Origin of the sequence: Streptomyces sp. NPDC059649, from assembly GCF_042734445.1 — a bacterium.
GTDB lineage: Bacteria > Actinomycetota > Actinomycetes > Streptomycetales > Streptomycetaceae > Streptomyces.
On the sequence record NZ_JBHWDV010000001.1, the window covers coordinates 636,069 to 650,402 of the forward strand.

Sequence of the window (14,334 nt, forward strand, 5' to 3'; positions counted from 1 at the left end):
GAAGCCCATGTCCGCGACGGACTTCCGGGCAGCCCTGGACAAGCTGACCGTGACCGCCTTCGACCTGACCTTCGCCGATCCCAGGAAGGGCGTACCGATCGGCTCGGCCAAGGGGCTCGCCGTCACGCCCGCCGATGTCACCAAGCACGACGTGAACGTGACCAACACGGGGATCATCCAGCACTACCAGGACATCGCCGGCGGCGGCCTGCCGCCCGTGACCACACGGTTCCAGGAGGCGATAGCCACCGCGGTGATCGTGGTGACGCCACCGGCGGGCCATCCGGAATACCCGACCGCCCCCTCGTACGACCTCCGGCTGGAGCTGACCCGCGACGGCGTCCCCATCGGCGACGGGGAGCTGGACTTCAACATCAAGGTCACCAGCGTGGGCACGCTGCCGGTGCTTCAGCCGGCGTACTTCGCGATGCCCGCGAGCGCCTACGCGGCGGTGCCGGCGACGTCGCCAGGCGGAGACCAGGTCGAGCTGCCCAAGGACGGTACCCCGCCGAACTTCGCCGACCTGGTCACGAAGATCGACAAGGTGCTGGCGAAGGATCCCGGCACGGGTGGCTCCCTCGTGCGGCGCCCGCCGCTCAGCCCGGCGCAGAGCCGGCATGTGGCAGCCGAACTGACCTGGGACCGGCTGGTGTATCCACCCCCGGACCTGCCGCGCCCGCTCGGTGAGATGTACACCGAGCCGCCCGTGGCCGTCGGCCTCGACGTGCAGAAGGCGGAGAACGACCGGCAGCGGTTCGAGGCGGAACTGGCCGGCTATCACGCCACCGTCGACGCGAGGGCCGCACGGCTGGCCACCTTCGTCTTCGCCGCCTCGGCGGCCGTGCAGGGCGAACGGCTGGCCGCGGACGCCGCCCGGGCGAGGCTCACCTTCCCGATCCTGACCGGCACGGAGACCGGGGCCGCCGCGGTCACCTTGGTCCCCCAGGCCGGCTCGACCGCTCTGGACCCGACGTTCGCGGTGCCGGCGGCGTACCTGTACGCGCTCGGCGCGACACTGCCGATGACGGTCGATCCCCAACACCGCTACGACGCGGCCCGTTTCGGCGCCGAGGCGCAGTCCCTGGCGCAGCTGCGCATCGCGATCGAGAACGGCGTGGTCGCCGCGTCCGAGCCGTTGCTCACCAGGCCCGCCGAACCGGCGATCGGTCCGGATGCCGCGGCCCGCCGACTGCGCGCGCTGGGCTCGGTCACCACGTCGGAGCCGACCGTCGCGCTGGCGCCCCCGGTGTCCCACGTGGTGCGGTCGTGGAGCACGCATCCCGGGGCCGCGGAAGCCATCGACGTGGGGTTCTGGGGCCCGACCGCGGCCGCGTCACCCGGACCGTACCTGGAGCTGGTGCTGCGGGCGGTCACCGGGAACCACGATCCGCTGGTGGTCGCGGTGGGGCAGCCGCCGCTCTCGGTCACCACGGTCGCCGGGCTGGTGGCGGTCACCGATGAGCGGTGGCGCACCCTCCTGCGGGGCGATCCCGCGCTGCTCCCGCCGTTCACCGAGCCGGGCACGGTCTCGGAGCGGGCGCAGGCCTTCGTCCGGCACCTGCGCAAGTTCTTCACCGTCCCCGTCACGCCCCCGACCGCGGAGGCGCCCGCCGCCGGTACCCTTCCGACGCTCGGCGTGCCCGCCTCGGACGTGTTCGCCCGCATGATCGCGGCGTACGGCGACCACGGCGGTGGCACCTTCGTCTTCGGAGAGCCCCGGAACGACGCCGCGTTCGAGGCCGCGCTGGCCGACACCTTCGGCACGGACGTCGCGGCACAGCGCTGGCTGGAGCAGGCGGTCGCGGTGCTCGACGCGTTGCACGAACTGACCGCGTTCGCGGCCGGGGACGAACTGCGGTTCTCGCTGATGGAATCGCTGTACTCGGCCGGCTTCACCCGCACGTCGCAGCCGGCCGCGCTGCCGGCGGCCGATTTCGCCGCGGCGCTCGTCGGCACCGTCGCGCACCCCTTCGCCGCGCAGATCCAACAGGCCGCGGGGGGACCCGCCGATCCGGCCGGCCCGCCGGACGAGAGCTTCGCGCCGGTCAACCCGGACGGCACACTGACCGACTGTGTGCCGCCGGAGCACCTTTCACCGTTCGGTCCACCGAAGTACCTGCATGATCTGCTGCGGATCTCGGCCGCGTCGACCTGCGAGCACCCCACCACGCCGGTCAACGTGGCATCGATCGGCGAACTGCTCGTCGACCGCCGCGGCCCGCTCGGCGACCTGCAGGTGACGGCCGCCAATTTCGGCACCCCCCTGCCGGTGATCGACCTGGTGAACGAGAGTCTGGAGAAGCTGGCGGGCGGCGGTGCGCAGGGCGCGATTCACGACACCGCCGCGGACCGGCTTGCCGGGCACGCGCTGGGGCAGCCGCACGATCCGGCGACGCTGTTCGCCGTGGTGCCGGAGCACTCCTCACCGGCCACCGAAGCCCTACCCCAGGCGCACCTCGACGCCTACGCCCGGCTGCGCAAGGAGTTCACCGCACCCGTCCTGCCGTACCACCAGCCCTTGGACGTGAACAGGTCCTATCTGCGTTTCCTGGGCACCAGCCGGTACGCCGCGATGCGCCGGTTCCGCAAGGAGATCACCGAGTTGGTGCTGGACCCGGCGCACGAGCCCGCCGGGTTCCAGAGCCACCGGTGGCGCTACCCGGTCCGGCTGGAGATCGCCTGCGAGTATCTGGGCATCTCCACCGAGGAGTACGACCTGCTCTATGCCCGGGACATCGCCCTCAAAAAGGGGAGGGGGCGGCTGAGCCTGTACGAGGTGTACGGGTTCGTCAAGGAGTCCGTCGGCGAATCGTCCTGGACCGACGCCGTGTTGCGGGTACCCGAGTTCCTGGAGCGCACCGGCCTGAGCTACTGCGAGTTCCTCGACCTGTGGCGCAGCGGCTTCGTCGCGTTCCAGAGGGCCGCGCCGGAGGGAGAGGACTCGGACTTTCCCGACTGCGAGCCGTGCTGCCTCGACGCTCTGCGCATCAGGTTCACCGATGCCACCGACGAGCAGGACCCGCGCGCCGCGTTGCGCCGGCTGATCGTTTTCGTTCGGCTGTGGCGTCGGCTGCGCGAGGGCGCGGCGCCGGGGATCACCTTCGCGATGCTGCGTGATGTGTGCGAGGTGCTGCGGCTGTTCAAGGGTTCGGCGATCAACGCGGACTTCTGCCGCCAGCTCGCGGCGCTGCTCATCCTGCACACGGAGCTGTGCCTCTCCCTCGTGGACACCTATCGGGCCGACGCGGCGTCGCCGGTCGAGAGGGTGCCGCTGCTGGGGCTGTGGGCCACCGAGCCCCCGGCCGCCGGGGCCGTCGAGCTCGTGCTGGACCGGATCGGCGATCTGGCACGGGCCCGCTATTCCTGCGGGCACCGGGAACCGCGCTTCGCCAAGGCGCTCGCCGGGAACCTCACGGTGTTGTCCCGGCTGGCCGGGTTCGACCCCGACACCGCGAGCGATACCTGGTACGCGCTGCCCACGCACACGCTGCGGTTCGTGGAGGTCCTCGGCAAGATCTACGCCTCCGACTTCACCGTGGGCGAGATCATGTGGCTCTTCACTGTCGAAGAACACCGCGACGGTGACGACCCGTTCGCTCTCCAGGACCGCAACGAGTCGGCCGACGATCCGCTGTCACTGCCCGAGCCGGCGGGATCGACCGGGTGTGACGAGGCGCAGACGCTGTGGGCGCTGCGGCGGTCCCTGCTGGCCGTGCGCGTTGCCGAGGAGGACGCCGAAGCCTGGACGTGGCCCCGGATGACCGCGGCCTTGCGGGACGAGTTCGGCTACGTCCCGGCTTCGAGCGGACCCGATGCCTGGCAGGCGCTCGGGGAACACTTCTTCCCGGCCGTGCTGGAGCGGTGCGGCTGCCCGGTCGAGGTGCGGGGGCGCCAGTACCGTACGCCGCTGGCGGCCGCGGACACCTCGCCCCTGATGTGGCGGCGACCGGAGGAAGGGCCGTTCGGCTACGACACCACCGCCCAGGAGCTGTGGACCTCGCTGCCGGTCTCCGACACCGAGGTGATCGAGGAGCTCAGCCACCTGCGGCCGCTGCGGGAGGCCGAGCAAGTCGCCGTGCGTAACCTGTACTTCGCGCCCCGGGCCGCGCTCGCCCCGTTCGCGGCGATCTTCGACAATGCCGAGTCGGCCATCGACACCCTGGTCTCCGAACCCGACGAGCAGGCCAGGTTCGCCTCCTTCCAGGCGCATTTCGCCCGCTTCCACGCACGCTGCAAGGTGATCGTCGACCATCTGGCGGCGCATGTGGCCGCGGTGACCGGATGCCCGCCCGACGCGGCCGCGGCGGCCACGGTGCTGCGCACCCTGTGGGCGGACGAGAACGCGGCGGCGACGCCGTGGGAGACCGACGACGGCAAGACACCCGAGGTGACCTGGGCCCCACTGCCCAGCGGTGGCGCCTTCGCCGCGCTGCTGGGCCTCGTCGGCACCGGCCTGCTCGGCGAACTGCACGACGGCGCGGGCAAGTTGGTCTGGAGGGAGACCCGCGGCCCGGCAACCGCCTTCGGCCCCGTGCGCAATCACTACAACGCTCCCGTGCCCACCGTGCTGCCGGCGATGGATCTCACGCCGAGCCCGGCCCAGTCCCGCCTGGTCGGCGTGCGCAACGGGTTCGCCGTCAGGGAGGGGGACGCCGAGCCGCTCGGTGGTGCGAGTCCCTTCACCGTGTGCTGGACCGGTGCGCTTCTGGTCGACGAGGCGGGGGAGTACCACTTCCACGCCGGCGCGCCCACCGAGGGCGACACCGCACCGGACTTCGCCCGCGCCCGCGAGCACCGCTGGCGGGTCACCCTGGGGCGCGGCCAGAAGACCTGGATCATGCTGGACCACAACGGGGCCTCCGACGACGCCCCGGCGGCCGAATCCCGGGGCGTGCGGCTGCGCCGGGGCGCCTACCGGATCACGATCGAGTACGCCCAGTCCGATCCGACCTTCGAGCGGGCCGAGGAGGTCTGTCCGGAGCACACCGGGTTCCAGCTGAAGTACCGCGGCCCGGACAGCGACGGTGTGCTGACGGAGGTCGGCTTCGACCGGCTGTTCCGGGACGCCAAGGACGGCACGCTGGGCGACGGCCTCGTGGGGTCCGAGGGCCGGTACGCCTCGGGCGAGGCCGCCGCGCAGTACCTGGAACAGCGCTACGGCGCCACCCTGCGCGACATCCGCCGCACCTACCAGCGGGCGGTGAAGGCGGCGCTGCTCGCCCGCCGGTTCGCGCTCTCCGCGACGATCGTGCCCGGATACCGGCAGTCCGAACTGGGCCACCTGATCACGCATCCGGAATCCTTCGCCGGCACGTCCTACCCCAGGACCGGGCCCTCGGCGTTCGGGGTGCACCACGCCTGGTTCGACCTCGACCTCCTGCCGGTGTCCGACCCGTACCCGCCGCAACCGGTGGGGGACCAGCGGACCGCGCCGAGCCCGCGCCGCCAGGCGGCACTCTTCGACTGGTGGGAAAGGCTCTTCGACTACTGCCTGCTGCGCGCGGAGACCGAGTCCGCCCGGGAGCGCCCGGTCTGGCTGCTCTTCGCCGATGTGCGCGAACAGCAGCCCGACGACCCGGCGCAGCTGCTCAGACATCTGGGCGTCGATCTGGCGCACTCGCCGCTGCTGCACACCTACTTCGCGACGCCACCGCATGTGCTCGACGCCGACGACCTCACCGATGAGCGGTGGGCGCTGCGGGTCTGGCAGGGCGAGAAATGGCTGACCCGGCTGCGCAGTCACTTCGCGTGCCGGTGGATCGGCGATGCCGTGCCGTGGAAGTGGGCCGCCGACGACCCCGGGGCGCAACCCGATTCAGGCAACGCGAACCTCACCCGGTTCGTGCGGGACGGCTGTTTCGAGAACGGCGAGCCGCTGCGCTACGAGGACCTGCGCGGGCTCAACGACGGTCTGCGTGAGCGGGCGAGGACGGCCCTGTTCGGGTACCTGTGCGGGATGGACCGGGTGCCGCTGCCATGGGCGCCGGGCACCTTCGCGACCGCACCGAAGGATCTCTCGGATCTCCTGGTCCAAGACGTCGAGACGGGCATCTGCCAGCGGATGAGCCGGATCGAGGAGGCCGTCCGGACCGTGCAGGCATTCGTCCAGCGGGCCCGGCTCGGGCTCGAACCCACACTGACGCCGGGGCCGGAGTTCGTCCGGCTGTGGGAGAGGAGGCTCGCCACCTACCGGGTGTGGGAGGCATGCCGGCGCCGCGAGGTCTACCGGGAGAACTGGATCGAGTGGGACGAGCTGAGCACCGCGCGGGAGTCGGAGGCGTTCGCGTTCCTGGAGTCCGAGCTGCGCCGGTCGACGCTGACCGTGCCGGTACCCGGAGGACTGGAATGGTGGCCGGTGCAACGGCCGCCGGAGCACCCGTCACTGACCCTGTTGCAGGCCCGTGAACCCTCCGGAATCCAGCTGCGGCAACCGGCCCCGGAGGGACTGGGGTTGCTGGGCTCGCCCGAGCGGGCCGCCCGTAACTCCTGGCTCGCGCCGGTGCTCGGCCTCACCCCCGACGTCCGCCTCCCGGACGACGACCGTCCCCGACGTGAAGGTGACGCGCGCGACTGCCAGGAACGTGAGGATGACAAGCGCGACCGCCAGGAGGGATCCGCGGACAGCGACGGCGGACTTCCGCTGTGGCTGTCCGCCGCGGTCCGCCTGGGCACCCGGTTCGTCCGGGTCGCCGCCGCCGGCCTCCCGCCCGCCGGGACGCATTTCGATGCCTGGCGCGAGGAGTCCCTCTGCTGCGCGCAGTGCGGCGAGGAACGGCACCACGTCGACGAGTACTACTTCTGGCTCGCCGATTCCGCGTTCTACTCGGCGCAGGGCCAGTACGCGGATGTCGGCGCTGAGCCGGACCGAACGCACCGCGACACCTCCGACTGGCACCGGCCGGAGAAGCTGCCCGCGTTGCTGGACTGGGACGCACAACCCATGGTGCATCTGTGCTGGAGCCGGGTGCGGCACGGCGAGTTCGACCCGCCGCGCCGGTCCGGCCAGGGCGTCGCGGTCACCGCGGAGACGGCCACCCTGAAGTTCTCCGGACGCACGGCGGATTCCCTGCGCTTCGAGGTGGTGGGCGCGGTCACGCCGGTGATCGGCCACGCCGACCCGACGCCACCGGGGTTCCGCTACGACCTGGCCGAGGACAACGCCGTACCGCTTCCGTTGGTCCAGACGCCGGACCCTGTGCCCAGCTTCCCCGGTGGGCTCGCCGCCTACCCCTACTTCGTCCACGTCGCCCCGGGGGCTCCGCTGTTGCCGCCCTCGCCGTTCAGCGTGGCGATGACCGTGGCCGGCGCGCTGCGCACCCACTGCCAGTACGAGTCCGCGCTCAAGTGGTACGAGCTGGCGTACCAGCCTCAGGCCCGCGACAACGCCTGGGCCTCCTGCGCCACGGACAACCAGCGGCGCCGACGAGGACAGGACCTGCCGTGCTGCCCGAGTGCGCCCGTCGGCGAGGACCGGGCCAGGAACCGGGCGGTGCTGCTGGCCCACTTGGAGACCATGGTGCAGTGGGCCGAAGCCCACGCCTGCCACAACACTGTGGAGGGCGCACAGCAAGCGGGCGTTCTCCTCGCCGCCGTACAGCGGATCTTGGGCGATCGCCCCACCGTGGTGCGGGCCCGGGACCACGTCGGCGAGTCCATGACGGTGAGCGGCCTCGTCACCCGTCCCGCGCCGCTGAACCCGCGGCTGATCGCCCTCTACGACGACACCGCGGACCGTATCGCCCTGATTCACCACTGTCTCAACCGCTACCGGCTTCCCCAGCGTGGTGCCTTCGGTCGGACCGGGCTGCGGGAAGGGTGGCAGGAGACCGCCGAGCAGTGCGCCGGTGACTGTGCGGAGGACTGCAAGTGCGGCGGCAGCCCGTACCGGTTCACCTTTCTGGTGGCCAAGGCCAACGAACTCTGCGCGGAGGTACGCCAACTGGGCGCGGCGCTGCTCGCGGCCTACGAGAAAGGTGATGCCGAAGCCCTGGCCGCGCTGCGCAACAACCACGAGCGGCAACTGCTGGACCTGGCCCTGGAGATCAGGAAGAACCAGTGGCGGGAGGCCGACTGGCAGGTGCAGGCGTTGGACAAGACCAAGGAGGGCGCGCTCGCCCGGCTGCGGTACTACCAGGAGCTGATCGCCGGGGGGCTCAACGCCGGCGAGACCGGCTATGCGGCGCTGACCGGGGTGTCGATCGCGTCCCGGATCGCCGGCAACGTGTTGGAGGGCGTCGCGCAGGGCATCGGGATCAGCCCGGACATGTGGATCGGCATCGCGGGCATCGCGGGTACCCCGCTGGAGTTCAACCAACTCCCGGTCGGCAACAAGCTGGCCTCCGGCTTCTCCACCGCGGCACGGATCATGATGGCGATCGCCGACAACGCCAACACGGGCGCGGGTCTGAGCCTCACCGAGGGCGGCTGGGACCGCAGGGAGCGGGAATGGCACCACCAGGTCGAGGTCATCGGCATCGAGATCGAGCAGATCGAACGACAGATCCTGGCCGCCCACCGGCGACGTGACATCGCACTGCGCGAGCTGAACAACCACCAGCAGCAGATCCACCACAGCGCCGAGGTCTCCGACTTCCTCCGGGACAAATTCACCGGCACGCAGCTGTACCTGCACCTCCAGCGGGAGACCGCCGCGCTCTATCGCGGCCTGTATGAGGTGACGCTGCACACCTGCCGCCGGGCGCAGCGCGCCTTCAACTACGAACGCGGCCACACAGCCCGCGCTTTCCTGCCCGAGGCCGGCTGGGACGGCCTGCACGAGGGCCTGCTGGCCGGCGAACGGTTGCAGTTGGCGGTGCGGCAGATGGAAGGGGCCTATCTCGACGCCAACTGCCGCGAGTACGAGCTGACCAAGCACATCTCGATGCGCAAGGAGTTCCCGCTCGCCTTCCTGCATCTCCAGCATGCCGGCTGGGCCGAAATCGAGATCCCTGAGTGGCTGTTCGACCTCGACCACCCCGGGCACTACATGCGCCGGATCAAGAGCGTGACGGTGACGATTCCCTGCGTGGTGGGGCCCTACACCGGCGTACACGCTCGGTTGACTCTGCTGGCCAGCAGTACCCGGATCGATCCCGCGCTCGCCGAGCCGCCGGCCGGATGCTGCTCCGGCCCCGACTCCGACGGCTACCAGACTGCCGGCGACGACCGGCGGGTGGTGCGCACCTACGCCGCGACCGAGGCGATCGCCACGTCGAGCGGCCAGAACGACTCGGGCCTCTTCGAGCTGCGCTTCACCGACGAGCGGTACCTGCCCTTCGAGTTCGCCGGGGCCGTGAGCCGCTGGCGGATCGAGATGCCCCAGGAGAACAACCAGTTCGACTTCGACACGCTCGGAGACATCGTGCTGCACGTCAACTACACGGCAAGGGAGGGCGGTGACGTTCTGCGCAGGGCCGCGAGCACGGCCGCGCGGCGCCAACTGCCGGGCGGGGGCATGCAGTTGTTCGACGTGCGGCACGACTTCCCCGACGACTGGCACCAGCTGACCGCGGCCACCGGTCCGCGGCGGTTGCCGCTCCGGTTGGGGCGGGAGCACTTCCCCTACCTTCCCGGTCATCAGGACCTACGGGTCAACAGGCTCGGCTTGTTCATCGAGACCGCGGCCCGCGATGACGTCGGCCGCTTCGCGGTGCGGTTCAGGACCGAGCATGAGGTCCCCCACGGGTCCGACGAGAACGGCCGCTGTGGCGGGCACGACATCACCTGCGTGACCAGTGCCGAATATCCAGGCCTGTTCCACGGCGAACTACACCTGCCGTTGGCACCGCTGCGTCGCGCCCGTGACCGGGAGCTGGGAGAGTTCACCCTCCCCACCGAGCTCGGCCCGGTCACCCGGATGTACATCCTGTGCGGCTATGAACTCGTGCCCTGAACGAGCCGCTGACCGGTGTCTCCCTGCCGTGGCCACCAAGGCCGTGACCCGCACGGATGCACTGCGTAGCGTCATCAACCTTGGCCGGCTCGTGCGGAAACAATCCTGGGACCAGGGCTTGGTGCCACATCAGGCAGCGTTCGTCTCTTGCGCCGTTGACTGGTAGTGGGCCGGACGCTCACACCTGGTCGTAGGAAAGGACCTGTGCTGCCCAGTTGCAGTTCCGGATCAACGGCGAGGAAGCGTTGGCAGAGGCGGTTGGAGAGGGAGGCCGCGGCCCGTATGCGAAGGAGGCACTGCCCGCCGACGGTCACGGTCCCCAGCATTCTGGAGAAGCGGTTGACCGCCGGGCGTCCTGGGTGGCGCGTGGCCGTCAGGCTGTGCGGGGTGCTGAACGAGTACGCGTCGTGAGATCGATGACGATGCGGTGCGCGGATGGGGGAGTGCAGGGGAGTGCCTGTGCCTGAGCGGTACGCGCCGCACGCCCGACCCGAGCGGCGGCATCAGCACAAGATCGCGAATCCAAGGACCCACCGCACTCCGCGCAGGGGGTCATGCCTCCCCCTTCCCCCTCGCCGGTCCCAGCCACCCCGGTCACGAACGTCAGCTGGAACTGCGGCCGAGGTCGACATCACGCATATGCTTTCAGTAGTTGGGGGACTGGCGGCTCAGCGCTCCACGCGCTTCAGGCCGCGCACGGCTGGGATTGCCAGCAGCAGGGCGCAGGCGACGAGCGCCATGGACGCGGACACGCACAGCAGCGGCACCGTCCCTGCGACGACCGCGAGCGGCCCTGCCACCGCCTGCCCAACTGGCTTCATCACCAGCGAGCCGGCCGCATCGTACGCGTGCACCCTGCCGAGGACGTCCTGCCGGATGTGCGTCTGCACGCTCGTGTGGAACATGACGATCCAGAACGCCATCCCCACGCCGCTCACCCCGTAGCACCCGGCGATGACCGGAGCGGGAAGGCCGAGAGCGACACCCAACGGCATGAGCGCCCAGAGAGGCATGGAGAGGGCGCCGGCCCGGAGTGGGTACCGCGGGCGGAGCCTGATCGCGACGATTCCGCCCACCACGCTTCCCGCGCCGAGGGACGACATGACCAGGCCGAACGTCGGTGCCCCGTAGTCGGTGACCAGCGTGCTGTTGCCGAGGGTCATGGTGGGGCCGGCGCCCGCCAACTGCCAGAGCATGAAGACGACGATGACGCTCCACAGCCAGGTTCTGGCCCGGAACTCCCGCCACCCCTCGACGAGATCGGCCCGGAACGACGAGGCGCCGTCCCGCGCGGCCGGCCCCATCGGGACCGAGCGGAGCAGGAGCAGGCAGGTGCCGCTGACCGCATAGGTCAAGGCGTCGAGGGCGACCACCGTTGCCGGTGAGGAGATCACCAGCAGCAGGCCGGCCAGCGAGGGGCCGATGACGGCAGTGACGGACTCCGAGATGCGGAGGGTGGCATTGGCCTTCTGCACGTCCTGGGCTATGCGCGGGGTGATGCTGGCGACTCCCGGCTGGAAGAGTGCGCTACCTGCCCCGACCAGGGCCAGCAGCAACAGGATCTGCCACAGTTGCGGCGTACCCAACAGGAACAGCAGCGTGAGCACCGCCTGGAAGCACAGCCGGACCGTGTCCGAGACGATCATCAGCCGTCGGGCGCCGAAGCGGTCGGACAGCACCCCACCAAAGATGATCAGTGCTGCGAACGGGGCCACGAGCGCGGCCAGCGCATAGCCCACCCCGCTCGCGCCGTAGCCCGCCCGGATCACGGCGGCCGTGATCGCGACGGGGAGCATCGCGTCGCCCAGCAGAGAGGTGGTGCGGGCGGTGAAGAACAGCCGGAAGTCCGTTGCCCACAAGGGCAGTTCAGCCGAGGTCTTCTTGACTTGCAGGTCATGGGCCATGCTCGAGCCAGCCACCGCTCACCGTCCCCCGTATGCCGTTGGTCTCGACCAGGGCGACACTTTCCTGCCTCGGATGGCCCTCGGTCAACGGAATATGTTCGGCAAGCGCAGCACGTACGCGCGTTGGTCCTCGGCCACGCCGACGCCGGGGGCGAACAATGCCTCTAGCCCACTGCTGCTCTTGCCGCGGCCACGAATGCGGCGATCGCCGGATGTGTACCGCCGCCCGCGCGGAAGGCGACCCTCGATCGACGGAACAACGGCAACTTGGTCAACACCACGCCCGCGGGCGGATGCGCAGTGGCCATTTCCGGTACGAATCCTGCCCCTTGCCCGATGGCGGCCAGGGACAGCGCCGTGCGGAAATCGTTGACCTGGTGGTGGATTCTCGGCTGGAACCCGGCCGCCTGGCAGGCGCGCACGGCCATCGCGTGACCGGTCGTGCCGTCCCGTGCGGTGATCCAAGGGGCCTCGGCATAAGGCCCGAGCAGCTCTGCCAGCGTGTTGCCGCGGCTGGTGGTCTTGGTTGCGGTGTTGGTCGCGAGGTACATGGGTTCCTCAAGCAGAGGCACCTCGTCCACGGTGGTGTCCGGTGAGGCGGGTACGAAGTCGTAGTCGTGGACCAGGGCCACGTCGAGCTCGCCGGCTCGCAGGCCGTCGGAGACGCGCGCCGAGTCGATCTCTTGCACCATCGGTTCCAGCGCGGGATGCCGTTGGGCCAGCTCGGCCAGTGCGGCGGGAACGATGGTGTGGCCACCGGAGGGAAAGGTCCCGATGCGCAGCGACCCGCCGATGCCCTCCCGCGCGCTGGCGAGTTCGGCGACCGCCAGTTCCAGGCGTTCCAGCACGGCATCGGCGTGTGCGACGAGGGACCGGCCGGCGGGCGTGAGGATCACGCGCCTGCCGCTGCGTTCCAGCAAGGCCACGCCTGCCTCGCGTTCCAGCACGCTCAGTTGCTGGGAGACAGCTGAGGCGGTGAAGGTCAGCGCCTCGGCCACGGCGGCGATCGTGCCCCGCCGGTCCAACTCGCGAAGCAGGTAGAGGCGACGAACATCGAGCATAAGTTCAGCTTAGGTATTCCGGCAGAAATCAGCAATGGACCTACAGGATCAGCATGAGCAAGGGTGGGAACATGAAGTCCGAGCTGAATTTCACAGGCCTCTACGTCCCCCTGGTGACTCCGTTCACCGACGATCTGCGCTTGGCTCCCGATGCGCTGGCCCGACTCGCCGACGAGGCGCTGTCGGCGGGTGCCTCCGGGATCGTCGCCCTCGGCACCACCGCGGAATCGGCCACATTGACCGCGGAGGAGAAGCAGACCGTGGTGCGGGTCTGCTCAGCCGCCTGCCGGGCACACGGCGCCCCGCTGATCGTCGGGGTCGGCACCAATGACACCGCCACCGCCATCGAGTCGCTGCGTGAGCTGGCGGCCAGCGGCGACGTAGCCGCGGCGCTGGTTCCCACGCCGCCCTACATCCGTCCCGGTGAAGCGGGGACCCTGGCGCATTTCACCGCGCTGGCCGACCACGGCGGCATACCGCTGATCGTGTACGACATCCCCTACCGCACCGGACAGACTCTCAGCGCCGACGCGCTTGCGGCACTCGGCCGCCTACCAGAGGTCGTCGGGGTCAAGCACGCGACCGGCGCGATCGATGCGACCACGGTCGAGTTGCTCGCCTGCGCACCGCACGGCTTCGCCGTGCTCGGCGGCGACGACGTCGTCATCGCACCCCTCGTCGCGGCGGGCGCCCACGGTGGAATTCTCGCCTCTGCCAATGTCCGTACCGCCGACTACGCCGAACTGATCTCGTTGTGGCGCCGCGGCTCCGCCGCACCCGCGCGCAGGCTCGGAGCCGAGCTGGCCCGGTTGTCCGCTGCGCTCTTCGCCGAGCCGAACCCGACAGTCATCAAGGGAGTGCTGCACGCCCAGGGACGCATTCCCAGCCCCGCCGTCCGGATGCCGCTGCTGGCCGCCTCCACCAGCTCGGTCGGTCAGGCGGCGCTCCTGGCCGGCAGCGGCGCTCCCGCAACGGCGGCTCACTGAACATGACCTTCGCGGACGTGTTGGAGGCTGCCGGAAGCGACGACCTGCCCGACGACGAGTTTGCCGGAAGAGCGCTTGGGCCAGGGGCACCAATCTGCCTCACGAGCCGTCGTGGAAGTCGGGGCGTCGATGCCCTGACTGGTCTCGGCGACGTTGCCCGAGGTCTTCACGCTCTGCGCGTCCACCACGGCCGTGGCCGGCTCCGTGCTGCGGCCGTGGGTCCGGCGGGTCCTGTCCCGGAACGGGTCGCGGGTCAGCTGGGTGGTGCCGTCCGTTTCCCACGTGGCGTAGGAGTCGTACACGGTCTTGTAGGAAGGGAAGTCGTGCGGCACGCGGCAGGTACTCCCATGGGATGCCGGTGTGGTTGACCCAGAGGATCGCGTTCGCCCAGCGGGCATCGGACACGCCACTTTACGTACGACCGAGCACTCGCATACCGAGCAACGACAGCCAAGGCAACCAGCCGCAACACCATCCCGAACTGCCCGCCG

The 14,334-nt window shown here is 70.4% G+C and carries 5 protein-coding genes; 2 read left to right on the top strand and 3 right to left on the bottom strand.

Annotation, left to right across the window (positions count from 1 at the left end; all coding sequences use genetic code 11):
- The first annotated feature begins 7 nt into the window (after positions 1-7).
- Positions 8-9,892, top strand: a complete 9,885-nt coding sequence (locus ACFV1J_RS02780; RefSeq protein ID WP_385855373.1) for a neuraminidase-like domain-containing protein — start codon at positions 8-10, stop codon at positions 9,890-9,892.
- A gap of 668 nt (positions 9,893-10,560) precedes the next feature.
- On the opposite strand, the gene ACFV1J_RS02785 is transcribed toward ACFV1J_RS02780, so the two are convergent.
- Positions 10,561-11,811 carry an MFS transporter gene (locus tag ACFV1J_RS02785; protein ID WP_385855374.1) on the bottom strand — a complete coding sequence of 417 codons (1,251 nt, stop codon included), beginning with the start codon at positions 11,809-11,811 and terminating at the stop codon, positions 10,561-10,563.
- A gap of 149 nt (positions 11,812-11,960) precedes the next feature.
- On the bottom strand, positions 11,961-12,857 hold the full coding sequence (locus tag ACFV1J_RS02790; protein WP_385855375.1) for a LysR substrate-binding domain-containing protein: 897 nt from the start codon (positions 12,855-12,857) through the stop codon (positions 11,961-11,963).
- Between the two features lie 71 nt (positions 12,858-12,928).
- Here ACFV1J_RS02790 and dapA point away from each other — a divergent pair, with 71 nt between their 5' ends.
- Positions 12,929-13,843 carry a 4-hydroxy-tetrahydrodipicolinate synthase gene (gene dapA, locus ACFV1J_RS02795; RefSeq protein WP_385855376.1) on the top strand — a complete coding sequence of 305 codons (915 nt, stop codon included), beginning with the start codon at positions 12,929-12,931 and terminating at the stop codon, positions 13,841-13,843.
- On the opposite strand, the gene ACFV1J_RS02800 is transcribed toward dapA, so the two are convergent.
- Complete coding sequence (locus ACFV1J_RS02800; protein ID WP_385855377.1) at positions 13,837-14,175, bottom strand: hypothetical protein; 339 nt, start codon at positions 14,173-14,175, stop codon at positions 13,837-13,839. The two genes, dapA and ACFV1J_RS02800, sit on opposite strands and share 7 nt — an antisense overlap.
- Positions 14,176-14,334 lie beyond the last annotated feature (159 nt).

What these genes read in the sequence shown, in the direction of transcription:
- dapA (WP_385855376.1), top strand. Translation starts at nt 12,929, where the DNA reads ATGAAGTCCGAGCTGAATTTCACAGGCCTCTACGTCCCCCTGGTGACT.
- ACFV1J_RS02780 (WP_385855373.1), top strand. Translation starts at nt 8, where the DNA reads ATGTCCGCGACGGACTTCCGGGCAGCCCTGGACAAGCTGACCGTGACC.
- ACFV1J_RS02790 (WP_385855375.1), bottom strand. Translation starts at nt 12,857, where the DNA reads ATGCTCGATGTTCGTCGCCTCTACCTGCTTCGCGAGTTGGACCGGCGG.